At 69.4% G+C, this 21,949-nt stretch carries 20 protein-coding genes and 1 pseudogene; 10 read left to right on the top strand and 11 right to left on the bottom strand.

Annotation, left to right across the window (positions count from 1 at the left end; genetic code table 11):
* Positions 1-138: 138 nt before the first annotated feature.
* The 8 genes from ACZ7M3_RS46420 (at position 139) to ACZ7M3_RS46385 (ending at position 9,064) form a co-directional block, all read left to right on the top strand.
* Positions 139-1,506 (top strand): L-serine ammonia-lyase, encoded by a 1,368-nt coding sequence (locus tag ACZ7M3_RS46420; protein WP_472072007.1) that lies wholly within the window; start codon positions 139-141, stop codon positions 1,504-1,506.
* Between the two features lie 203 nt (positions 1,507-1,709).
* The gene (locus ACZ7M3_RS46415) at positions 1,710-2,669 is read left to right on the top strand and encodes a D-2-hydroxyacid dehydrogenase family protein (protein ID WP_472072005.1); all 960 of its coding nucleotides are present in this window, start codon (positions 1,710-1,712) and stop codon (positions 2,667-2,669) included.
* 745 nt (positions 2,670-3,414) lie between these two features.
* Complete coding sequence (locus tag ACZ7M3_RS46410) at positions 3,415-4,821, top strand: arylsulfotransferase family protein (RefSeq protein ID WP_472072003.1); 1,407 nt, start codon at positions 3,415-3,417, stop codon at positions 4,819-4,821.
* Between the two features lie 33 nt (positions 4,822-4,854).
* Positions 4,855-5,709: a DAPG hydrolase family protein gene (locus ACZ7M3_RS46405; protein WP_472072001.1), complete on the top strand. Its 855-nt coding sequence runs from the start codon at positions 4,855-4,857 to the stop codon at positions 5,707-5,709.
* Positions 5,710-5,848: 139 nt separating this feature from the next.
* A complete protein-coding gene (locus ACZ7M3_RS46400) occupies positions 5,849-7,174 on the top strand; it encodes an FAD-binding oxidoreductase (RefSeq protein WP_472071999.1) in 1,326 nt (441 codons plus the stop codon).
* Between the two features lie 238 nt (positions 7,175-7,412).
* Positions 7,413-7,970: a glycoside hydrolase family 25 protein gene (locus ACZ7M3_RS46395; protein ID WP_261689979.1), complete on the top strand. Its 558-nt coding sequence runs from the start codon at positions 7,413-7,415 to the stop codon at positions 7,968-7,970.
* 121 nt (positions 7,971-8,091) lie between these two features.
* Positions 8,092-8,445, top strand: coding sequence for a hypothetical protein (locus ACZ7M3_RS46390; protein ID WP_472071997.1), 354 nt, complete (start codon positions 8,092-8,094; stop codon positions 8,443-8,445).
* Between the two features lie 73 nt (positions 8,446-8,518).
* A complete protein-coding gene (locus ACZ7M3_RS46385) occupies positions 8,519-9,064 on the top strand; it encodes an MOSC domain-containing protein (RefSeq protein ID WP_097286304.1) in 546 nt (181 codons plus the stop codon).
* A gap of 2 nt (positions 9,065-9,066) precedes the next feature.
* On the opposite strand, the gene ACZ7M3_RS46380 is transcribed toward ACZ7M3_RS46385, so the two are convergent.
* The 4 genes and pseudogenes from ACZ7M3_RS46380 to ACZ7M3_RS46365 form a co-directional block, all read right to left on the bottom strand.
* Positions 9,067-9,792 (bottom strand): NADPH-dependent F420 reductase, encoded by a 726-nt coding sequence (locus ACZ7M3_RS46380; RefSeq protein ID WP_351315763.1) that lies wholly within the window; start codon positions 9,790-9,792, stop codon positions 9,067-9,069.
* Positions 9,793-9,798: 6 nt separating this feature from the next.
* Positions 9,799-10,255, bottom strand: a pseudogene (locus ACZ7M3_RS46375) (FCD domain-containing protein); the annotation flags it as partial.
* Between the two features lie 184 nt (positions 10,256-10,439).
* Positions 10,440-10,652: an EF-hand domain-containing protein gene (locus ACZ7M3_RS46370; protein WP_095852504.1), complete on the bottom strand. Its 213-nt coding sequence runs from the start codon at positions 10,650-10,652 to the stop codon at positions 10,440-10,442.
* Positions 10,653-10,700: 48 nt separating this feature from the next.
* Positions 10,701-11,615, bottom strand: coding sequence for a helix-turn-helix domain-containing protein (locus tag ACZ7M3_RS46365; protein ID WP_472071995.1), 915 nt, complete (start codon positions 11,613-11,615; stop codon positions 10,701-10,703).
* A gap of 49 nt (positions 11,616-11,664) precedes the next feature.
* Between ACZ7M3_RS46365 and ACZ7M3_RS46360 the strand changes: the two genes are divergently transcribed.
* The gene (locus ACZ7M3_RS46360) at positions 11,665-12,297 is read left to right on the top strand and encodes a GNAT family N-acetyltransferase (protein WP_472071993.1); all 633 of its coding nucleotides are present in this window, start codon (positions 11,665-11,667) and stop codon (positions 12,295-12,297) included.
* A 3-nt stretch (positions 12,298-12,300) separates the two neighbouring features.
* Here the strand turns inward: ACZ7M3_RS46360 and ACZ7M3_RS46355 are convergent, their stop codons facing one another.
* The 7 genes from ACZ7M3_RS46355 to ACZ7M3_RS46325 form a co-directional block, all read right to left on the bottom strand.
* Positions 12,301-12,909: an ADP-ribosyltransferase gene (locus tag ACZ7M3_RS46355; RefSeq protein WP_472071991.1), complete on the bottom strand. Its 609-nt coding sequence runs from the start codon at positions 12,907-12,909 to the stop codon at positions 12,301-12,303.
* 90 nt (positions 12,910-12,999) lie between these two features.
* Positions 13,000-14,190 carry a YVTN family beta-propeller repeat protein gene (locus ACZ7M3_RS46350; protein WP_472071989.1) on the bottom strand — a complete coding sequence of 397 codons (1,191 nt, stop codon included), beginning with the start codon at positions 14,188-14,190 and terminating at the stop codon, positions 13,000-13,002.
* Entirely contained in the window at positions 14,190-14,951 is a 762-nt protein-coding gene (locus ACZ7M3_RS46345) for a polysaccharide deacetylase family protein (protein WP_472072063.1), read from the bottom strand. The genes ACZ7M3_RS46350 and ACZ7M3_RS46345 overlap by 1 nt, the downstream gene beginning before the upstream one ends.
* 224 nt (positions 14,952-15,175) lie before the next feature.
* Positions 15,176-15,679, bottom strand: coding sequence for an ATP-binding protein (locus ACZ7M3_RS46340; RefSeq protein ID WP_054234655.1), 504 nt, complete (start codon positions 15,677-15,679; stop codon positions 15,176-15,178).
* A gap of 264 nt (positions 15,680-15,943) precedes the next feature.
* Positions 15,944-16,711, bottom strand: coding sequence for an enoyl-CoA hydratase/isomerase family protein (locus ACZ7M3_RS46335; RefSeq protein WP_067370732.1), 768 nt, complete (start codon positions 16,709-16,711; stop codon positions 15,944-15,946).
* A 131-nt stretch (positions 16,712-16,842) separates the two neighbouring features.
* Complete coding sequence (locus ACZ7M3_RS46330; protein WP_472071987.1) at positions 16,843-18,093, bottom strand: L,D-transpeptidase; 1,251 nt, start codon at positions 18,091-18,093, stop codon at positions 16,843-16,845.
* 202 nt (positions 18,094-18,295) lie between these two features.
* Complete coding sequence (locus ACZ7M3_RS46325; RefSeq protein ID WP_472071985.1) at positions 18,296-19,513, bottom strand: L,D-transpeptidase; 1,218 nt, start codon at positions 19,511-19,513, stop codon at positions 18,296-18,298.
* A 151-nt stretch (positions 19,514-19,664) separates the two neighbouring features.
* Between ACZ7M3_RS46325 and glgX the strand changes: the two genes are divergently transcribed.
* Entirely contained in the window at positions 19,665-21,932 is a 2,268-nt protein-coding gene (gene glgX / locus ACZ7M3_RS46320; RefSeq protein ID WP_452968491.1) for a glycogen debranching protein GlgX, read from the top strand.
* Positions 21,933-21,949 lie beyond the last annotated feature (17 nt).

Below are 21,949 nucleotides of genomic sequence, written 5' to 3'. Positions count from 1 at the left end.
GAACCAGTTCCTGCGAAAGTTCACTTTCGTACAGAAATTCGCACGGAACGTACGATTCACCGGGACGCCGCGCACACTGGAAGCGGAGCTGTGCGCGGCGCCCGCCCCCATGCACCACCCCTGTTGTGAGGAGTCCCCGTGGCCATCTCGGTCTTCGACCTGTTCTCGATCGGCATAGGCCCGTCGAGTTCCCACACGGTGGGCCCGATGCGTGCGGCGCGCATGTTCGCCCGCCGGCTGCGCAACGAGGAGCTGCTGGACTCCGTGGCCTCCGTCCGGGCGGAGCTGTACGGCTCCCTGGGCGCCACCGGCCATGGCCACGGCACCCCCAAGGCGGTGCTGCTGGGCCTGGAGGGCGCGTCGCCGCGAACCGTGGACGTGGAGGGCGCCGACGACCGCGTGGAGCAGATCAAGTCGTCGAGCCGCCTCTCGCTCCTCGGCACGCACGAGATCGCCTTCTCCTTCGCCGACGACCTGGTCCTGCACCGCCGCAAGGCCCTGCCGTACCACGCGAACGGCATGACGATCTTCGCGTACGACGCCTCCGGCACACTCGTCCTGGAGAAGACGTACTACTCGGTCGGCGGCGGCTTCGTGGTCGACGAGGACGCGGTGGGCGAGGACCGCATCAAGCTCGACGACACGGTGCTCAAGTACCCGTTCCGCACGGGCGACGAGCTGCTGCGGCTGACGAAGGAGACCGGCCTGTCGATCTCCGCCCTGATGCTGGAGAACGAGCGGGCCTGGCGCACCGAGGAGGAGATCCGCGAGGGCCTGCTCGCCATCTGGCGTGTGATGCAGGCGTGCGTCTCCCGAGGCATGTCCCGTGAGGGCATCCTGCCGGGCGGGCTCAAGGTCCGCCGCCGCGCCGCCGTCTCGGCCCGCCAGCTGCGGGCGGAGGGCGACCCGTTGGCCCACGCGATGGAGTGGATCACGCTCTACGCCATGGCGGTGAACGAGGAGAACGCGGCGGGCGGCCGGGTGGTCACGGCCCCCACGAACGGCGCCGCGGGCATCATCCCGGCGGTCCTCCACTACTACATCAACTTCATCCCGGGCGCGGACGAGGACGGCGTCGTGCGCTTCCTGCTGGCCGCCGGCGCCATCGGGATGCTCTTCAAGGAGAACGCCTCCATCTCCGGCGCCGAGGTCGGCTGCCAGGGCGAGGTCGGCTCGGCCTGCTCGATGGCCGCGGGCGCCCTCGCCGAGGTCCTGGGCGGCAGCCCCGAGCAGGTCGAGAACGCCGCCGAGATCGGCATGGAACACAACCTCGGCCTCACCTGCGACCCGGTCGGCGGCCTCGTCCAGATCCCCTGCATCGAGCGCAACGGCATGGCAGCGGTCAAGGCGGTCACCGCCGCCCGCATGGCCATGCGCGGCGACGGCTCCCACAAGGTCTCCCTCGACAAGGTCATCAAGACCATGAAGGAGACGGGCGCGGACATGAGCGTCAAGTACAAGGAGACGGCGCGGGGCGGGCTCGCGGTGAACATCATCGAGTGCTGAGGGGCGGAAGGGCCCGGACCTGCAGGTTCGTAGCACGTACGCAACGTCGGACGCCCCTCGGGCGCGGCCGCCCGGCCGCTCGTCACAACAAACCCCTCCGTTCTCCGGTGCCGTGATCGACCGGGGCAGGATCGTGCTGCCGGGCGACCCCGGACCGGGCGCGTGCCCGCGCCCCGACAGCGAGAACACCTGGGAGAAATGACGTGCAATTCCGCTGCGCCGTACTCGACGACTTCCAGAACGTGGCGAGCACATCTGCCGACTGGTCGACGCTGAGCGATCGGGTCGAGGTCGTCTCCTTCGCCGAGCACTTCGCCACCGAGGACGAACTCGCCTCCGCCCTCGCCGACTTCGACTTCGTGGTCACCCTGCGCGAGCGGGTGCCTTTCCCGGACTCGCTGCTGAACCGGCTGCCCCGCCTGAAGCTGCTGATCGCCTCCGGCATGCGCAACTCGGTGATCGACTACGCGGCCGCGAAGGCGGGCGGCGTCACCGTGTGCGGCACCCAGAGCTCCTCGACGCCGCCGGTCGAACTCACCTGGGCCCTGCTGCTCGGACTCGCCCGCGGCATCGTCCAGGAGAACACCGCCCTGCGCGACGGCGGCCCCTGGCAGTCCACCGTCGGCGCCGACCTGCACGGCCGCACGCTCGGCCTGCTCGGACTCGGCAAGATCGGCAGCCGGGTGGCCCGGATCGGACTCGCCTTCGGCATGGAGGTCACCGCCTGGAGCCAGCACCTCACCAAGGAACGCGCGGACGAGGTCGGTGTCGAACTCGCCCCCTCCAAGGAGGAGTTGCTGGCAAGCAGCGACTTCATCTCCGTCCACCTCGCGCTGAGCGACCGCACCCGGGGCCTGCTCGGCGCCGCCGAGCTCGCCCTGCTCAAACCCACCACGTACCTGATCAACACCTCGCGGGCGGCGATCGTCGACCAGGAGGCCCTGCTCGCGGCGCTGCACGAGGGCCGTATCGCCGGCGCCGGCGTCGACGTCTTCGACGTCGAACCGCTGCCGGGCAACCACCCGATGCGCACCGCACCGCGGCTGCTCGCCACCCCGCATCTCGGCTATGTGTCCCGCGCCAACTACGCGCGCTACTACGGCCAGGCCGTGGAGGACATCCAGGCCTACCTCGACGGCGACCCGGTCCGGGTCCTCGGCTGACGTGCCGTCGTGAGCCCCGGCGGCCGTGCGGCCGCCGGGGCCTTCCTTCCCCTCCAGCTGGAACGTGGTCACCGGGGCCGGACAGCGTGGCGGGCGCGGAGCTCGCTCGGGCACGAACATGCCCAACGGCTACCGCACCGAGAAGGTCATGCCCGAGGTCGGCACCGTGCCCGGTGCGGGTCCCCCGGGACCGGCTGGGCACCTTCAGCCCTCGCTGCCGCCCAAGTACGCCCGCCTACCGGGTCGTCGGAAGGCCGGCTCGTCATCACCCCGCCGCAAGGGAGCCGCCGCATGTCCGGGTGAGGCCGCACCTGCCGAACGGCCTACCTGAGTGGCCTTCAGCAGGCGCGGGCCCCTCGTGCTGCATACCGTCACCAGAGGAACAGCTCCCGGTCTTGATCGTCATGGGTCGAGGGGTAACCGAACAAGACGTTCGAGGACGAGCGGCACCGCCATCGGAGAAGGGTTCCGGGTGCCAAGGAGGTCGGCCATGGTGACGCGAGAGCCGCGGGTCCGCCGGACACGGAGAAGAACCCGTCGCACCATCGGAGCCTGCGCGCTCGCTGCGGGATGTGTCTTCGCACACTGCGTGCCGTCGGCCACGGCCAGTCCCCAAGAGGGCGCGTCCCGCCAGTGCGCGACAAAACCCTTCCCTCCGTCGGAAAGTACTCCGCCCCCGATCCTGTCGGGCAGCGACGTGTGGAGTTTCGTCTCCGAACCGGGCCTTCACCCCATGCGGGTGACCGTGACCGCGAACAAACCGGGAACGGCCCACGGAGACATCTTTGTCGCCCCGTTCAGCGCGGACCGGATGGTCGGCCAGACGGGGGCACTGGCCAACGACGACTCGGGTGATCCGGTCTGGTTCCGCCCCCTGCCTTCCACGAACCTCCAGAACGCCGACTTCAGGGTCCAGACCTATCACCACGGCCGCGGGGGCCGGGGACAACCGGTGCTGACCTGGTGGCAGGGGACTCTCGCCCTTCCCCCGGCGTATACGAATCTGCCGGCCGGTGCGCCGGAACCGGGCGGGTGCTACTACATCTACGACACCCACTACCGCCTGCTCAAAACGGTCTTCGCGCACCACGGCTACTACCCGGACGAGCACGAATTCACCCTGACCCGCAGGGGCACCGCCCTGTTCATCGCCTCAAAACCGGTGCCCATGGATCTCACGCCCTATGGGGGTCCGAAGAACGGAGCCATCGAGAACAGCGAGATCCAGGAGGTCGACCTCGCCACGGGAAGACTCCTCTACTCATGGAACGCGCTGGACCATATCGACCCCGCCGATTCCGAGGAGGCAGCCTCCAGCGCATCGTCGTCCGGCGGAGTGTGGGACGCCTTTCACATCAACTCCGTCGACGAGGGCCCTGACGGCCGGCTGTTGATCTCGGCCCGGAACATGTGGGCGATCTACGACGTCACCAAGAAGTCCGGGAAGATCCGCTATCAGATCGGGGGAAAGAAAAGCGACTTCACCTTCGGTCCGAACGCGGGCTTCTACTGGCAACACGATGCCCGATTTCGGCCAGGAAACCGTCTCAGCATGTTCGACGACGGCTGCTGCGACCTGCCCGACGGCGCCCCCGAACAGCGTTCGCACGGCCTGATCATCAGCCTTGATTTCCGCAGCCACAAGGCGACGGCGGCCAAGACCTACTACCACCAGCCGCCATTGGAGTCACCGACCCAGGGAAACACCCAGGCCCTCTCCAACGGCAACGAATTCATCGGGTGGGGCCAGAGCCCGTACTACTCGGAGTACGCGGGCGCTGGGAACACCGAAAACAACGCCTCGCGCAACCTGCTCTACGACGCGAAGCTGCCGGGCTCCAACATCTCTTACCGAGCCTTCCGGAACAAATGGATCGGCACGCCCTACTACCCACCGAGTGCGGCGGCACGGTCCGAGGGCGGGCACAGCGTCGTCCACGCCTCCTGGAACGGCTCGACGCAGACCGAAGCGTGGCAGGTGCTCGCCGGATCCGACCCCCATTCCCTGTCGGTCGTCGTCGGACACGCCCCACGGTCCGGCTTCGAGACCGCCGTCACCACGCCCACACCAGGCCCGTACTTCAAGGTCAGGGCGCTGGACGCGAAGGGCAGGGTCATCGGGGACTCCCGCGTGGTGAAACTCTCCGGCTGACCGTTGGCGGGGGAACCATGAGGGAGTCACAGCATGACTGAGGTGAGAGAACCGCGCCCAGACCCCACCCGCCGACCCCACCTGGGAATGCACCCCGGCGAACTCGACGGCAAATGGTACGCAAAGTACTGGAACCCGGTGATGGCACCCATGCCGGAGCACATCAAAGAGGCGATCGATCTCGGCCCGCAGTCGCCCCCTTTGTGTCTGAGCCCGGATGACGCAGCGATGCTGAGCGACACCGGCTATGGGGAGTTCGAGAACGGATACAGCCTCTTCAGCGACGGATCCGTGCACAGCGCCACACTGACCCGCATGCCGCGAGTGTCTCCGGCCATGGTGAACTGGTGGTTCTGGTGGCACGCCACGGAGACCCAACGGTACAAGCTGTGGTATCCGCGTGCCCACCTGTACGCGGAATGGTCTGGAGGCACGGTGGACCAGAGTGCTCCCTACCGCGACAGGTATATCGGGGGTACATCGTTCGTCGACGAGTACGTCGGCAGTTCGCTCGGCGAGCTCGCTATCCGGTTCGTCCCTCCCGACACGCTGGGATTCAGCGACGACGGCGTCGATCCGGACGAAGCCACCGCGATCTGCGCCAGGGTCGGGTTGTCCCGCGTTCCGCTCGACTGGGGCCACCTGGTCCACTACGTACGCCGGGTGAAGGGCGGCGCCGAGATGCGTTCGCGCTTTTGGATGGGCGGCAAATACGTCGCCCCTCGCGCCGGAACCTCCCTGACCGACGAACTCGAAACAGTCGCGGAAGGTCTGCGGCGTCCCGGAGACGGGCACGCCCGCGCCCTGGTCGTGCATTGCTCGCAGGAGATGAACCATCTCGCAGCGTTTCTCCCGGATATTTTCGACGAGTTCCAACGATCCGAATAGGCTCGCCGGCCGACGGGGCCTGTTCTGCCGTTCGTTCCGGTGCACGAAGATTCCTGAAAGGAGAGGGCATGTCGACCCGGATCGAGGGCAGGGTGTTGCGGCGCGGTGACTACCGCTACGAGAGTCGGCGCCGTGAGGCGTGCTGGCACGCGGGGGTGCCGGACCGCTACCCCGAGGTGATCGTGCGGCGAACAATGAGGACGATGTCGTCGCAGCGGTGCGGCTCGCCAGGGAGGAGTGCCTGCAGATCGCGGTGCGGTCAGGTGGCCACAGCTGGTCCGGGTCGCACCTGCGTGACGGCACGGTGCTCATCGACCTGTCGAACCTGCGGCACGTGGCGGTCGACAGGGAGGCGATGACCGGCACCGCCCAGCCCGGAATCAAGGGGTCGGAGCTCAATGCGATGTTGGCCGAGCAGAACCTGTTCTTTCCCACCGGCCACTGCACGGGCGTCTCCATCGGCGGGTACCTGCTGCAAGGCGGGTTCGGCTGGGCCGGCCGGGATTACGGACCGGCGTGCATGTCGGTGACCGGTATCGACGTGGTCACGGCGAGCGGCGAACGGATCCACGCCGACGAGACGCAGCACGCCGACCTGTTCTGGGCAGCCCGCGGCGCCGGTCCCGGCTTCTTCGCCGTTGTGACCAGGTTCTACGTCAAGCTGTACCCGCGCATGCGGGTCACGATGAACAGCGGCTACTTCTGGCCGGCCTCGGCCGCACCAGACGTCTACCGGTTCGTCCACGAGATCGGCCGTCAGACCCCGACCGAGATCAATCTCCTGTGCTGCCGCGACCCGATGACGGATGGCGAGCCTCTCATCTCGCTCAATGCGACGGCCTTCACCGATACGGAGGAGCAGGCCAGGGAGCAACTGTCGGTCTACGAGTCCTGTCCCGCACGCCCTCACGTGCTCACGACTCGGCTCAACGAGGTGACGGACACCGCAACCCTCAGCCGATACGGCACTGATCCACATTACGACGAGACCAAGCGCTATCTGGCCGACAGCATGTGGACCCATGCCTCCTTCGACGACCTGTGGCCCAACTTCGAGGCCATGCTGAAGACCTGGCCGCCGGCGCCGTCGCACCTGTTGGTGTTCAACTGGGGAGGATACGAGAGACAGCCCGAACGTCCGTCGATGGCGTACTCGGTGGAAGACGAGCTGTACTACGGGCTGTATGCGGCCTGGACCGATCCGCTCGACAGCCAGACTTACACGAACTGGGTGACCAACCACATGAGAGCGTGGGAGCCGTATGCCAGCGGCATCCAACTGGCTGACGAGAACCTGGTCAACCGCCCGTATCACTTCGTGACCGACGAGAACCTCCTGCGGCTCGACGCCCTCCGCACCGGATGGGACCCCGACGGTCGGTTCGTGTCCTGGCTGGGTCGGCCTGAACTGCATACCGCTGCCGTGCATACCGAGAAAGGCCCGGTAGCCGACAGGAGCGAATGATCGGAGCGGAGGGGCGAACCGGAAGGCACGGCCGAGCACTTCCCTGCTCTCCAGAAGAAATTCCAAGGAAGTGAGCACCGGACGCGGGTTCCCTCGGCGGCGGTGGCGGAGGTTCCGCGTCCGGGCCGGTGTTCGAGGGTGTGGTGGGGCAAGCGGGGGCATGTGACAAGCAGTCGGTCCTCGCACGTATCAGGCAGGACGGTACGTGTACATCCCCCCACGCACGGAGGAGTCGCCCATGCTGCGCGGCATCGACGTAAGCGCCTACCAGTCGTCCGCTTTCTCCACCGACGGTCTCTCGTTCGTCTTCGTCAAGGCGACGGAGGGCCGTACGTACGTCAATCCGAAACTGACCGCACAGGTGAAGACGGCCCGGGACGCCGGGTGCGTGGTCGGGTTCTACCACTTCCTGTGGCCCGGCGACATCACCGCCCAGGCCGAGTACTTCGTCGGCAAGGCCCCCGAGAAGGCCGGGGACCTGCTCGCCGTCGACTGGGAGGCCACCGGTGACGGCACGCACGCGAGCAACGCCGAGAAGGACCGTTTCATCCGGATGGTGAAGCAGCTTCGGCCGAACCACCGGGTCCTCCTCTACACCAACCGCAACTACTGGCTCACCGTCGACACCACCTCGTACGCCGGAGACGGGCTGTGGATCGCCGACTACGTGACCGCGGGCAAGCCCCGCATCAAGGCCTCGTGGCGATTCCACCAGTACACCGACGAGCCCCTGGACAGGGACGTCGCGAACTTCGGCAGCAAGGCCGCGCTCAAGGAGTGGGCGACGGGAGACTGACAGAGGGATGACGGGCCGGCCGCGGCCCCTTGTGGAACGGACGGAAACCTCGTGGCCGCCGGGCTCATGGCGCCGGTATCGTCCGAGCTCCCCCGTACCTCCCCGTTCGAAAGCGGTGCGCATGTCCAGCCAGCCGGCGACCACGACCCTGTGGCGCCCCACCGGTCCCAAGGAGCTGGACCTGGTCCGGCAGTCGGGGTGGCGCGCCTGGCCGCCCCGGCTGCCCGAGCAGCCGATCTTCTATCCGGTGCTCAACGAGGACTACGCGATCAGGATCGCGCGGGACTGGAACGTGCAGCACGACGGTGCCGGCTACGTCACGCGCTTCGAGGTCGAGTCGGACTTCCTGACCCGGTACCCCGTCCAGCAGGCCGGCGGGCGGACCATCCTCGAGTTGTGGGTGCCGGCCGAGGAACTCGACGAGTTCAACGCCCACATCGTCGGAGAGATCCGGCTGACCCATGAGTTCTCCTGACGCACACGCTCCGACGCGTACGCTCTGACCCGCGGCTCGGTGGGAGCTGCCGGAGAGAGGGGAGCTCTCGCTGATGGGCGGGGCGGTCACGGCGGTCAGCAGTAACGGGACGTATTCCTTCACCAAGCCGAACCGGGAGAGCATCACGTTGCTCGCCGGGCTCGGGGTGGAGGGTGATGTGCACGCGGGAACCACCGTGAAGCACCGGTTCCGGATGGCGAAGGACCCGTCGCAGGTGAACCTGCGGCAGGTGCACCTCATGCACGAGGAGCTGTTCGACGAGCTGCGCGAGAGCGGCTTCACCGTCGCTCCCGGGGAGCTCGGGGAGAACGTCACCACCCGGGGTGTCGATCTGCTGGGGCTGCCGGTGGGCACGCTGCTGCGTCTCGGGGACGAGGCCGTCGTGGAGATCACCGGTCTGCGCAATCCCTGTGCGCAGATCGACGACTTCCAGAAGGGGCTGCTCAAACAGGTCGTCGGGAGGGACGAGGACGGCGGCGGCGTCGTCTACAAGTCCGGGGTCATGAGTGTCGTACGGGAAGGCGGTGTGGTGCGGCCCGGGGACCCCGTCGAGGTCGAGTTGCCGGTCGGGCCGCACCGTCCGCTGCGGATTGTCTGACGTTACGCGCGGAAGTCCGCGGAGCGCTCCCGGGGCGCCTCCGCCAGCGCCTTGGTCACCTCGTCCACACCCTTCTGGAGGCCGTAGACCGGGGTGCCGGGCTGCTGGCGCCAGGAGTCGTCGAGGCCGCCCGTGTCGACCGTGTCGAAGCCGAGTGCGTCGATGAGTTCACGTACGACCCGCTTGGCGGCCTCGTCGTCACCGGCCACCGGCAGCGCCAGTCGGTCGGGGGCGCCGGCCGGGCGGTGCCGGTCCAGGATGTCCTGGGCGTACGTGCCGTTGAACGCCTTGACGACGGTGTGGCCGATCTGTCGGGCCGTCCAGCCGCTCTCGGTCAGGCCCTCGTCCTCGATCGCGGCGATCCTGCCGTCGCGCTGCCGGGGGTAGTAGTTGCCGGTGTCGATGACGGCGACACCCTCGGCGGCCTGGTCCACAAGCCCGTGCGGCAGGTTCGGGACCGCCTTCAGGGGAACCGTGACGACGACGACCTCGGCGTCGCGCGCCGCGTCCTCGACCTTGACGGGGGTCGCCCCGGTTTCCTCGGCGAGTGCGGTGAGGGTCTCCGGACCGCGGGAGTTCGCGACCGAGACGTCGTGTCCGAGGGCGGTGAGCCGTCGGGTGAGATTGCCGCCGATGTTGCCCGCTCCGATGATGCCGATCTTCATGATGGACAGGCCCTTCCGGGGTTGACGCCACTGGACTGACGGTGATCGACAACCGTGGTGCACGCGCGCCTATTCCGGGACGTACGGCGTTCGGGTGACGGGTCGCCGCAACAGGGCGAGCGTCTCCTCCAGCTCCTCTCGGAGCACCGTCCCCGCCGTGTCCGCGTCCCCGTCCGCGACGGCCCGTACCAGCGCCGTGTGGGCGTCGTCGCCCGTGTTGGGGTCGTGCTCCCGCATCCCCACCAGGTCCAGCATCTCGATCAGGCCCTCCCGCAGGGCAGGCACGAACTCCCTGAAGAGGTCGGTGTACGGGGTTGCGGGCGGCGGCGACCACGGCCGCGTGCAGCGCGATGTCGGCGTCGACGAAGGCCGCGTCGTGCCCGGCGGACGCGGCGCGGCGGCCGGCCAGCGCGGCGTCCAGGGCGGTGACGTCCTGCGGTGTGCGGCGGGCGGCGGCGAGGCGGGCCGCCTGCACCTCCACCAGGATCCGCACCTCGTGGACGTCCGTCACCGCGGCGCGGCACAGCGTCTGCACCGTTCAGGTCGGCGACCGGTTCGGCGACTACGAGGGCACCGGCAACGGCCCCCTCGTCATCGCGTACGCCTTCATGGTGCACGCCGGCGCACCGCGCGCACGGCATGACGAAGGGGCGCCCGCCGGATGGTCGGCGGGCGCCCCTGTGCCCCGTGTCACCTGGTCAGGGCCCGGGTCACTTGTTCAGGTGGGTCCAGAACTCGTCGAACGAGAGGACCTTGTCCCCGTTGAGGTCGCGGGTGGCGATGATGGCCTCCGCCACCGAGTCGGTGACGTTCCAGTCGCCGCCCTGGGCGAGGGCGCTCTTGAACTCGGCCGCGGTGATGAAACCGTCACCGTCCGTATCGATCCGCTCGAACTGCTTGCGTGCTTCCTCGATGTCCGCCACCGATCCGCCCCTTCGTAGTGCATTACCGCTGTATTGACGGAGGTCAGATTAACGGTCCGCGCCGGCCCTCAGTGCGGCGACCACCCAGCCGAACTCCGCACGGTGCGCGGACGGGGTCCCCGCGCCCTTCACCGTGGACAGCAACTCCCGGTACCGGGCGAGCCGGTCGTTGGACGCCGACTCCATGCGTGCGAGTACGGCGGCCGGGTCGCCGTCCCCCAGTACCTCCCGCAGGAGCGCCGCCGCCTCCGGCGACTCGGGGGCGATTCCCCGGGCGCGGGCCTCGGTCGCCAACTGGAGCATGCGCATGGGGAACCACAAGGATCGCCCGACGGCCGCGGCGTGGTCCTGGTCGGCCGCGTTGAACTCGACCACCTCGCGCATCTGCGCTCGGAACTCCGGATCCTGGACCATCTCCGCCAGCTCCACCCAGGCGTCCACCTGCTCGGGGGTCGGCTCCCGAGGCAGGTCCACCGCGGTGGAGCGCATCCGCTCCTGGATGGCCGGATCCACGGAGTCGAGCCCGTGGAACAGCTCCTCCACGAACTCCTCCATGATCCGTTTCCGTTCGGCGGCCGACAGCCGCGCCAGTTTGTTCATGAGCGTCATCTCCTCCGCGGTCGAACCGCGTCGCGCCACGGACGACAGCACCGCCCTCGTCACCTTCAGCGAGCTGATCTGCGCGTCCAGCGCCGTGACATGGGCGGCGGCCACCTCCGCGACCGTCGTCTCGCCGGCCAGCACCTTGCGTACGGCGTCCAGACCGAGGCCCAGTTCGCGCAGGGTGCGGATCAGTTCGAGGCGGGCCACGGACGCCGCGTCGTACAGCCGGTAGCCGCCCGAGGAGCGGGCCACCGGGGGCAGGGCGCCCTCGTCCGACCAGTAGCGGATGGTGCGCACGGTCAGTCCGGTGGCCCGGGCCAGCTCGCCGATGGTGAGAAGTCCGGTGCCGTCGTCGATCATGTCTGCGAGTCTGGGCCTTCCAGTGGGTGGAGACTCAAGGAGCGCGGTGGTGGAGACTCTTCGGGACATTCTCGACGCGGTCGCACAGGGCGTCTTCCCACCGCCGGACGGTCGTACGACCGTCGTGGCGCAGGCGTCCCACCGGGACGCGGGGGTGCTCGCCTTCACCGCGCACGCGGTGGTCTTCACGGACGAGGATCCGCGGTGGGTGTACGACACGCTGGCCGCCGTGCCGTGCGACGCCCTCGCCGCGCCGATGAACACGCGGTTCCTGGCGGCCTTCCTCGAGCGGACGGGGCGTACGTCCGAGACCATCGACGCGATGCTCGTGGGCTCTCCCCTGCCGGGCGAGCCGGCGCTCCCGCTGAAGGAGATCACGGACGGCGACCATCCGCGGATCGTGTACGCCCGTAGGCGCCGCGGCGACGTGCGCGCGTGGACGACGGCGGGCGGTGTGCTGGTGCTGGGGCGAGGAATCGCGGGGCGGCTCGAGGTCTCCGTCGAGGTGGACGAAGGCGTACGGCACCGAGGGCTGGGCCGGGCCCTGGTGACGGCGGCCCGGCAGCTCGCCCCGGAGCCGCTGTGGGCGCAGGTCGCGCCGGGGAACGCCCGCAGCATGCGGACGTTCCAGGCGGCCGGTTACCGTCCCGTGGGCTCGGAGGCGCTGCTCATCGCCGGATAGGCGTCAGTGCCAGGGCTCGTAGTACGGGTTGCTCTCGCAGTCGCTCATGATCTCGGTCTTGGTCTTCTTGTCGACCGGGCAGACGCCGATGATGAACTGGCGCGCGATACCGCCGGGGAAGGCGACCTCGACCTGGTCGGCCCACTTGTGGGTGTCACCGATGGTCTTGTTGACGTCGACGCCGCCGGGCGCGTCGATGTAGTAGTTGAAGCCCGACTTGTACCAGGTCTTGTACAGGTCGTGGTCGTACGTCGTCGACACGTACGGCGAGGGCTGGTTGACCAGGACGTACTGCTCGATGTCGTACTGCCCGTTGATGACGTCCTTGGGGTAGAAGCCCTGCTCGAAGACGGTGGCGGGGCCCCGGCTGTCGCTGCGGTACAGCGTGCCGCAGGTCTTGCGCCAGACCGGCTCGGGGGTGATGCGGTCGATCTGCACGCGGTGGTCGGCGGCGGCCTTGACCGGGTCGTAGAGCTGGGGACAGGTGGGCGCGACGGCCTTGGCGAGCGGGGCGGTGGGGGTCGCGGGGAGCGTCGCGGCGGAGGTCGCGAGGACGGCCGAGAGGGAGACGACGACGGCGGCGGCCCGCCACCGCAGGCGAGTTGCGATCATGGGGAGCACGATCTCGGTTCTGCGGCGGCGGGCCGGGGATCTTCACCCGTACGGCGGCGTGTCACCGCCTTCGGGTCGACCGGGCGCGGATCAGCGGAAGATGCCGGTGTGGCCGAGCGAGTAGCGGCCCGGCTGCGGGTAGACGGCCAGGCCGTGCGGGCCGCTGCCGACCGGGATGCGGGCCAGCTGGACGCCGGTGCGGGTGTCGATGGCGTACACCTCGGAGTTGTAGCGACCCGACAGCCACAGGACCTTGCCGTCGGCGGAGACGCCGCCCATGTCGGGGCTGCCGCCGTGGGGCAGGCGCCACTTCTTGGTCAGACTGTTCCGGGTGAAGTCGAAGACGGAGATGGTGCCCTCGCCCCGGTTGGAGATGTACATCTCGCGCGAGTCACGGCTGACGTACAGCCCGTGGCAGCCCTTTCCGGTCGGGAGGAAGGACGGCCTCGTGAACTTGTCCCCGTCGAGGATCCACACGCCGTTGGCCACCATGTCGGCGATGTAGTACCGCTTGCCGTCGGGGGAGATCTTGACGTCCTGCGGCATGGCGCCGCGGAAGGGCAGTTTCTCCTGGGCGACCACCTTCATCCGCGCGGTGTCGACCTTCAGCAGCTCGCCGCTGAACTCGCAGGAGACGATGAAGTAGCGGCCGTCGGGGGAGAAGTCGGCGTGGTTGACGCCGTAGCAGCTGACCGGCTCGGTCTTCACGCGCTTCATGGTGTGGGCGTCGCGGAAGACCAGCTCGCGGTCGAGGGAGGCCATGACGATCGCGTACTTGCCGTCGGGCGTGAAGTACAGGTTGTACGGGTCGTGCACGTCGACGGTCTTGCCCGCCTTGCCCGTCCTCGGGTCGATGGGGGTGAGGGTGTTGCCCCGGTCGTTGTTGACCCAGAGCGTCTTCATGTCCCAGGAGGGGACGACGTGCTGGGGCTGGGCGCCGACCCGGATCGTCTCGATGACCTCGTACGTCTTCGGGTCGATCACGGAGACCGTGTTGGAGTTGGTGTTGGGGACGTACACGCGGGACGGGAAGTCCTTGACGACCGGCGAGAGCTTGTTCGGCCGGTCGGCGGCGTAGACGTCCCTCGGGTCGAGCACGGGCGGCATGCCGGGCAGGCCGTCGGGCTGCTTCGGCTGGGCCGGTTTGACGGCGGCCTGGGTGCCGACGGCCTCGTGCGCGGTGTCCTTGGACTCGCCGTCGCAGCCCGGAAGTACGGCGAGTACGGCGAGTACCGCGCCCCCGAGCAGGGCGCGCTTCGTGAGGTTCCGGTTGCGGTGCATCAGCTCAGCAGCTCCGTGGTGGTGACCGCGCGCAGACCGCGGCGGCCGAGTTCTTCCAGGACGGCGGGGAGCGCGGCGACCGTGTCCGCGTACCCGAAGTGCAGGCTCACCACGGATCCGTCGCGGACCCCGCCGATGACCTGGCGGGTGACGGCGGGGGCGCCCGGCGAGGTGTAGTCGAGCGAGTCGACGTCGTAGGAGAGGACGTGCGGGTAGCCCACGCGGCGGGCCACGCCCGCCACGAGGGCGGAGGCGGTCGGGGTGCGGGAGGGCCTGAACCAGGTGCCGATGGACCCGGTCAGCCGCCGCAGCCGGTCCGCGCAGCCCCGGATCTCGGCCTCCGCGTCCGCCTCGGACATCGCGTTGATGGCGAGGTGGCGCAGGGTGTGGTTGCCGAGGTCGTGGCCGCCGTCGAGGATGCGGCGGGCGATGTCGGGGTGCTCGTCGAGCCAAGTGCCCACCGCGAGCACGGTGACCCGGGCGCCGGCCTTCTCCGCCTCGCCGAGCAGTGTCTTGGCGACGGCCGGGTCGCCCTGGCCGTGGAAGGTGAGGGCGACCCGCGGACGGTCGCGGGGGCCGTGGGTGATCTCGGCGGGCTGCTGCGGGAAACGGCGGGGCGCGGGCGCGGCGGCGGGCTTGGCGGAGAGGTGCGCGGAGGGAGGGGCGGCCGTGCGGGACACGGCGACCGGGTGGGCGACGACGCCGGTCGTGGCACACCCCGCGGCGAGAGTCCCGGCGGCGAGCGCGACACCCGATCGCAGCGCCGCACGCCGATCCGGAACCGTGCGAGGGTCCGGCGCCGCACGCGCGACGTTTCCGTCGGGGCTTCCGTGGGGGCTGCCTTCGGAGCTTTCGTCGGGGGACGGCTGAGGGGGGCGAGCGGGCGTGATCACCCGACCATTTAAGGGTGTGATGGTAAGAAAACGTGCGATTGGTCCGATTAGCGACAGTGCGGGTCGCGGCGCGGGCCCCGGGGGGCGAGCGGTCAACGGTCGGCGACGCGCATCTCGAACCAGGTGGTCTTGCCGCGGGGCAGAAGGTCGACTCCCCAGCGGTCGGAGAGCTTGTCGACGAGAAAGAGACCGCGACCGCTCAGGTCCATCTCCTGGACCGGCATCAGACAGGGGAGGCCTCGGGAGGGGTCACGGACCTCGACGCGGATCCAGCCCCGGCGGCGGCGCATCCGAAGTCCGAAGACGCGGGCGCCCGTGTGCCGTACGGCATTGCCGACGAGTTCGGACACCAGTAACACGGCATCCTCGGTCATCTTCGGGGAGAGTCCCCAGTGCCTCAGGACGATGACCTGGGTGAGCCGCCGGGCGGTGGCGGCGGACTCGGGGCGGGACGGCAGCGGGACCTCGCCCTCCGTCGGATTGCCGAACAACTCGAGCGCCTTGAGCGCCCGCTCGTCCTCGACCGCAGGCGACCAGCGCGCCGCGGTCGCACTCCCGTGCCGCCGCGGCTGTTCGATACCCTCCAGCCCCGCCATGCCCCCCATCATGGCCGCCCAGAGCCCGCTTCGGGGCCGTTCCGGAGGAATACGCCCCCCGGAACCGCCCATTCCACAACATCCTGCCGGCATATGCCCCCGGCAGTTCGGTGCCCGTCACGGCCTATCTGACCTGCCGGAATGCCCCGGTTGGCGGCAATCGCCAGTCGCCCCCGACAAGGCAGGCTTAAGGTTCCTTTAAGGCTGGCATAAACCAGCCCTTCGGGGGACACCGGACAAGACATCGCGTCAACTGCAAGGAGATCAGAGGAACTTCGCCTTCCCCGGCCCCTCCTCCACGAAGCTGCGCATGCCGCGCTCGCGGTCCTCGGTCGCGAACAGCCCCGCGAACCAGTTCCGTTCCATCGCGAGCCCCGTCTCGAGATCGGTCTCCAGACCCATGTCGATGGACTCCTTGGCGGCGCGCAGCGCGAGCGCGGGACCCTGCGCCAGCTTCGCGGCCCACGCGTGTGCCTGGGCGTACACCTCGTCGGCCGGGACGACCCGGTCCACCAGACCGAGCGACAGCGCCTCGTCGGCCTTCACCATCCGCCCCGTGAAGATGAGGTCCTTCGCCTTGGAGGGGCCGATCAGGCGGGACAGGCGCTGGGTGCCGCCGGCGCCCGGGATCAGGCCAAGGAGGATCTCCGGCTGGCCGAGCTTGGCGTTGTCCGCGGCGATACGGAAGTCCGCGCAGAGCGCCAACTCGCAGCCACCGCCCAGCGCGTACCCGGTGACGGCGGCGACGACCGGCTTGGGGATACGGGCCACGGCGCTGAAGGAGTCCTGCAGACCACGGGACCGCACGACCATCGCCGCGTGGTCCATGGCCTGCATCTCCTTGATGTCCGCGCCCGCCGCGAACACCTTCTCGCCGCCGTAGATGACCACGGCGCGCACGTCCTCGCGGCGTGTGGCCTCCTCGGCGAGCTCCTTGAGCCGGTCCTGTGTGGCGACGTCCAGCGCGTTCATGGGCGGGCGGTCCAGGCGGAGGGTGCCGACGCCTTCGGCCACTTCGAGATGCACAGTCATGAGGGCACCGTATCGGGGGGTCTGGGGGGTTGTCCCCCGGGGCAGGTGCGGCACGGGGACCAACGACAACGGGCCCGGTGTACTCGGTCACAGAGGTGACCGGGCACAGCGGGCCCGTCGAGGCGAAACGGTCAGGCGGTCCAGGCCGACCAGGACATGTTCCAGCCGTTGAGGCCGTTGTCCGGGGCGACCGTCTTGTCGTGGGAGTTCTTCACGATCACCACGTCACCGGTGATGGAGTGGTCGAAGAACCAGGCGGCGGGGGCACTGCGGTCGCCGCCGCCGCGCTCGTCGCGCAGGCCCACGCAGCCGTGGCTGGCGTTGTAGTTGCCGAAGGCGTCGCCGCCCCAGTAGTTGCCGTGGATGAAGGTGCCGGAGTCGGTCAGGCGCTGGGCGTCGGGCACGTCCTTGATGTCGTACTCGCCGCCGTAGCCGACCGTCTCACCGTTCATACGGGTCACCCGGAGTTGCTCGCTGATGACCATCTGGCCGTTCCAGGTGTCGTAGCCCGGCTTGCCCGTGGTGATCGAGATGGTCTTGATGACCTTGCCGTCGCGCTTGACGACCATCTTGTGGGTCTTGGCGTCGACCGTGGAGACCTGGCTGCGGCCGATCGTGAAGGACACGGTCTTGGCCTGCTTGCCGTAGACCCCGGGCCGGCCCTCGACGCCGTCGAGGTTGAGGGTGACGGTGACCTTCGTACCGGCCTTCCAGTACTGCTCGGGGCGGAAGTCGAGGCGGTCGTTGCCGAACCAGTGGCCCTGGACGTCGACGGCCGGCTCGGTCTTGATCTTGATGGCCTTCTCGACGGCGTCCGGGTGCGTGATGCCCCGGGTGAAGCGGACCGAGAAGGGCATGCCGACGCCGACCTTGGAACCGTCCTCGGGCGTGAACATACCGACGAAGGTGTTCTTCGGGGTCAGCGTGGTGAAGGCGGACTCCTCGGCGGCCTCACGGCCGTCGGCGTCCTTGGCCACCGCGTGGACCTTGTACTTGGTGGCGGAGGCGAGGTGGGTCGAGGGCGTCCAGGTGGCGCCCCCGCCGGTTATCGCGCCGTCGACCGCGTTGCCCTTGCCGTCCTTGACCGTGACCTCGGTCAGCTTGCCCTTGGCCGCGGAGACCTTGAGGGCCCCGCTGGTGGCCACGCCGTTCGTGCCGTTCTTCGGAGCGATGGTCACCACGGCCTGCGAGACCTTGGTGTCGGCCTTGGTGGAGCTGCCCGTGCTCTTGCCCTTGCCGTTCTCGGACCCGGAGTCCGAGTCCCCTCCCCCGCCGCACGCGGTCACGGCGAGCAGCAGCACGCCCAGCAGCAGCGCCAGGATCCCCTTGCTCCCCCGTGCCCGCGTTCCAACCGACGCCCCCGATATCGGTCGCCCGTTCAAGTCTGTTCTCCCCTCGCACGGCCTGATCAGGCCCGCACCCCAGCGCGTCGCCGCGCGTATCGCGCTAATTAATCACACGGCTCTGAGAGATGGCTCCCCGGGATTGTCACCGTTCAGTCCCAAGTTCGGCCGTGTGGGGGCGCGCTGGAGTCCCCTGCCCTACGACACGTACGTACCCCTTTGGCCGGGCTGCTTCGCCGGGCTACTTCACCGCGCCGCCCGCCTTCCACGCCTTCCAGGCCATGTTCCAGCCTCCGAGGCCGTTGTCGGGAGCGACTTCCCTGTCGTCGCTGTTGACGACCTCGATGACGTCGCCGATGAGACTGCGGTCGTAGAACCAGCCCGCGGGGGTGTCGGAGCCGCCGCCCTTCACGTCCTGGATACCGACGCAGCCGTGGCTGACGTTGCTGTTGCCGAAGACGCCCGGGGCCCAGTAGTTGCCGTGCACGAAGGTCCCGGAGTCGGTGAGGCGCATCGCGTGCGGGACGTCCGGGATGTCGTACTCGCCGCCGAAGCCGACCGTGCGGCTGTTCATCCGGGTCACGTCCAGCATCTCCATGACGACCATCTTCCCGTTGTACGTCGCCTTCTTGGGGGCGCCCGCCGTGATCGGCACCGTGGCGAGGAGGTCGCCGTCGCGGCGTACCTCCATGGTGTGCGCGGCGGCGTCGACCAGCGAGACCTGGCTGCGTCCGATGGTGAACGAGAAGGTCCTGTACTGGAGTCCGTAGACGCCCTTCGCCCCCTCGACGTCGCGCAGTCGCAGCCCCACGGTGACCTTCGTGCCCGGTTTCCAGTACTTCTCGGGCCGGAAGTCGAGGCGGCTCTTGCCGAACCAGTGCGGGCGGACCTCCACCGAGGGGCTGGCCTCGATGTGGATCGCGCGCTCGACGGCGGACCGGTTCTCGATCTCCCGGTTGAACGCGAGGGAGACGATCATGCCGGTGCCCACGGTGGAGCGGTTCTCCGGCGTCACGTATCCGATGAACCGCTCCTCGGGGACGTACGTCGTGAACGTCGTGTGCCGCGCCGAGCGCCGCCCGTGCCCGTCGAGGGCCACCACGTCCACGGTGTACTTGGCGGCGAGCGCGAGCCGCGGGTCGTCGGGGGCCCAGGTCAGGCCGTCGGCGGAGATGCGCCCGGGCACCGCGGACTCCTGCGCGTCCTGGTCCTTGACGACCTGCACGGACTCCAGGCGCCCGTCGGGCACCCGCACCCGCAGCGTCTGTCGCGGGCGTACGCCCTTGCTGTTGTCGTCGGGAGAGATCCGGATGACGTCCTCGGCGGCGGGGGGTTTGCCGAGCACCTCCTCCATCCCGTGCGAGGTGCAGCCGGCGGCTCCGGCGAGCAGGCCGGCCCAGGTCAGTACGGCGGCCAGTGCGGCCCCTGCGTGCCGCGCGCGTGTCTGTTCGTGCTTCACAGCGGGCCCAACGAGTGTGCACCTCTGGGGAAACGTGAGTGCGAGCCAAGCGCTGGGCAGAACAGTGGGGAGGACGACGCGAAGGGGAGCCGCGGCCGGGACGCCGCACGCTCCTCTTCGGGCCGTCCACCGAGCCGCAGGAGGCTGAACGGTGTCGAGCGCAGCCGAGCAGGAGGCAGTGCCGGAGGGGCGGGCCACGGGCGAGAAGCTGCCCGCGCAGTCGTCCCCCGTGCTGAACGGCGCCCAGCAGGCGCCGTCGCCCGCCGTGTCCGTGTGGCCGGGCGCCCCGACGCCGCTCGGGGCGCGCTTCCGCGTCGGCCCCGACGGCGCGGCGGGCACCAACTTCGCCCTGTGGGCGGGCGGGGCGGAGGCCGTCGATCTCTGTCTCTTCGACGAGCGGGACGGCGAGGTCCACGAGACGCGCGTACCGCTCACCGAGCTGACCCACGAGATCTGGCACGGCTTCGTCCCCGGCGTGCTGCCCGGCCGCCGCTACGGCTACCGCGTGCACGGCCGCTGGGACCCGTGGACCGGCGCCCGCTGGAACCCGGCGAAGCTGCTCCTCGACCCGTATGCCCGCGCGGTGGACGGCGACTTCAGTCTGCCGCCCGAGGTGTATGGGCATGTCCGGGACTGGCCCCAGCAGCAGGTCGCGGACACCGTGCGCGACGACCGGGACTCGGCGCCGTACGTCCCCAAGGGCGTCGTCGTCCACGATGACGACGACTGGTCGGACGACCACCGCCCGAAGACCCCGTGGGCGGACTCGGTGATCTACGAGCTGCACGTCCGCGGCTTCACACGGCTGCACCCCGGGATCCCGGAGGAACTGCGCGGGACCTACGCCGGGCTCGCCCACCCGGCGGCGATCGAGCATCTGGTCGGGCTGGGCGTCACGGCCGTGGAACTCCTGCCCGTCCATCAGTTCGCCCACGAGGACCACCTCCTGCGGCGGGGAATGAAGAACTACTGGGGCTACAACTCGATCGGCTACTTCGCCCCGCACGCGGGCTACGCGTCCTCCGGGACGACGGGACAGCAGGTCGGCGAGTTCAAGCGGATGGTGCGGGCGCTGCACGCGGCCGGTATCGAGGTGATCCTCGACGTCGTCTACAACCACACGGCGGAGGCCGGCGAGCTGGGCCCGATGCTGTCCCTGCGCGGCATCGACAACCGGGGTTACTACCGGCTCCAGTCGGACGCCCGCCGGTACGCCGACTACACGGGCTGCGGCAACACGCTGCACGTGGTGCAGCCGCACGTCCTGCGCCTGATCACGGACTCGCTGCGGTACTGGGTGACGGAGATGGGGGTGGACGGTTTCCGCTTCGACCTGGCGGCGGCGCTGGCCCGCTCGATGCACGACGTCGACATGCTCTCCCCCTTCCTCGCGGTCATCGCCCAGGACCCGGTCCTGCGTCGGGTGAAGCTGATCGCCGAACCGTGGGACGTCGGTTCCGGCGGCTACCAGGTGGGCGCCTTCCCACCCCTGTGGACGGAGTGGAACGACCGCTATCGCAACGCGGTCCGGGACTTCTGGCGGGGCGCGCTGCCGGACGTACGGGACCTGGGGTACCGCCTCTCGGGGTCGAGCGACCTGTACGCGTGGGGCGGGCGGCGCCCCTACGCCTCGGTGAACTTCGTGACCGCCCACGACGGCTTCACACTGCGCGACCTCGTCTCCTACGAGCGCAAGCACAACGAGGCCAACGGGGAGGGGAACCGGGACGGCACGAACGACAACCGGGCCTGGAACTGCGGGGCGGAGGGGGAGACGGACGAGGAGCGGGTACGGGGGTTGCGGCGGCGCCAGTTGCGGAACCTGCTGACGACGTTGTTGCTGTCCACCGGGGTGCCGATGCTCGTCGCGGGGGACGAGTTCGGGCGCACCCAGCGCGGCAACAACAACGCGTACTGCCAGGACAACGAGATCAGCTGGGTCGACTGGAGCCTGCTCGACGAACCGGGCTGGCGTGCCCTGTACGACCTCACCTCCCGTCTGATCGCGCTGCGGCACCGGCATCCCGTGCTGCGGCGCCGCGCGTTCTTCTCCGGCCGGGCCCATTCCGTGGACGGGTTGCGGGACCTGGCGTGGTTCACCCCGCGCGGGACGGAGATGACGGAACGGGACTGGTACGCGCCGGCCGCGACGCTGGGGATGTACCTCTCCGGCCGGGACATCCCCGGACGCGACGCCCGCGGAGCGCCGGTCGTGGACGACAGTTTCCTCGCGGTGCTGCACGCCGGGGACCGTCCCGTGAGCTTCGTCCTGCCGGGGCCTCCGTGGGCCTCGCGCTACGAACTCGTGGTCGACACCTCGGCGGAGGAGCAGGCGCGCGCGCCGGGCGTGATCCACCGGGCGGGCGGCACGGTCACCGTGCCGGCGCGGGCGGTGCTGTTGCTACGGGTGGTGGGCTGAGGCTTTCAGGGGCGCGG

The sequence above is a fragment of the Streptomyces sp. NPDC111656 genome (assembly GCF_055656965.1).
Note: the sequence above shows the minus strand (reverse complement) of the source record. Positions and strands in the feature narration are given on the sequence as shown.

Excerpts from the sequence above, each read along its gene's own strand:
- ACZ7M3_RS46340 (WP_054234655.1), bottom strand. The coding sequence starts at position 15,679 with ATGGCGGGGCTGGAGGGTATCGAACAGCCGCGGCGGCACGGGAGTGCG.
- ACZ7M3_RS46405 (WP_472072001.1), top strand. The coding sequence starts at position 4,855 with ATGACTGAGGTGAGAGAACCGCGCCCAGACCCCACCCGCCGACCCCAC.
- ACZ7M3_RS46355 (WP_472071991.1), bottom strand. The coding sequence starts at position 12,909 with ATGATCGCAACTCGCCTGCGGTGGCGGGCCGCCGCCGTCGTCGTCTCC.
- ACZ7M3_RS46365 (WP_472071995.1), bottom strand. The coding sequence starts at position 11,615 with ATGATCGACGACGGCACCGGACTTCTCACCATCGGCGAGCTGGCCCGG.
- ACZ7M3_RS46350 (WP_472071989.1), bottom strand. The coding sequence starts at position 14,190 with ATGCACCGCAACCGGAACCTCACGAAGCGCGCCCTGCTCGGGGGCGCG.
- ACZ7M3_RS46335 (WP_067370732.1), bottom strand. The coding sequence starts at position 16,711 with ATGACTGTGCATCTCGAAGTGGCCGAAGGCGTCGGCACCCTCCGCCTG.
- ACZ7M3_RS46385 (WP_097286304.1), top strand. The coding sequence starts at position 8,519 with ATGGGCGGGGCGGTCACGGCGGTCAGCAGTAACGGGACGTATTCCTTC.
- ACZ7M3_RS46390 (WP_472071997.1), top strand. The coding sequence starts at position 8,092 with ATGTCCAGCCAGCCGGCGACCACGACCCTGTGGCGCCCCACCGGTCCC.
- ACZ7M3_RS46395 (WP_261689979.1), top strand. The coding sequence starts at position 7,413 with ATGCTGCGCGGCATCGACGTAAGCGCCTACCAGTCGTCCGCTTTCTCC.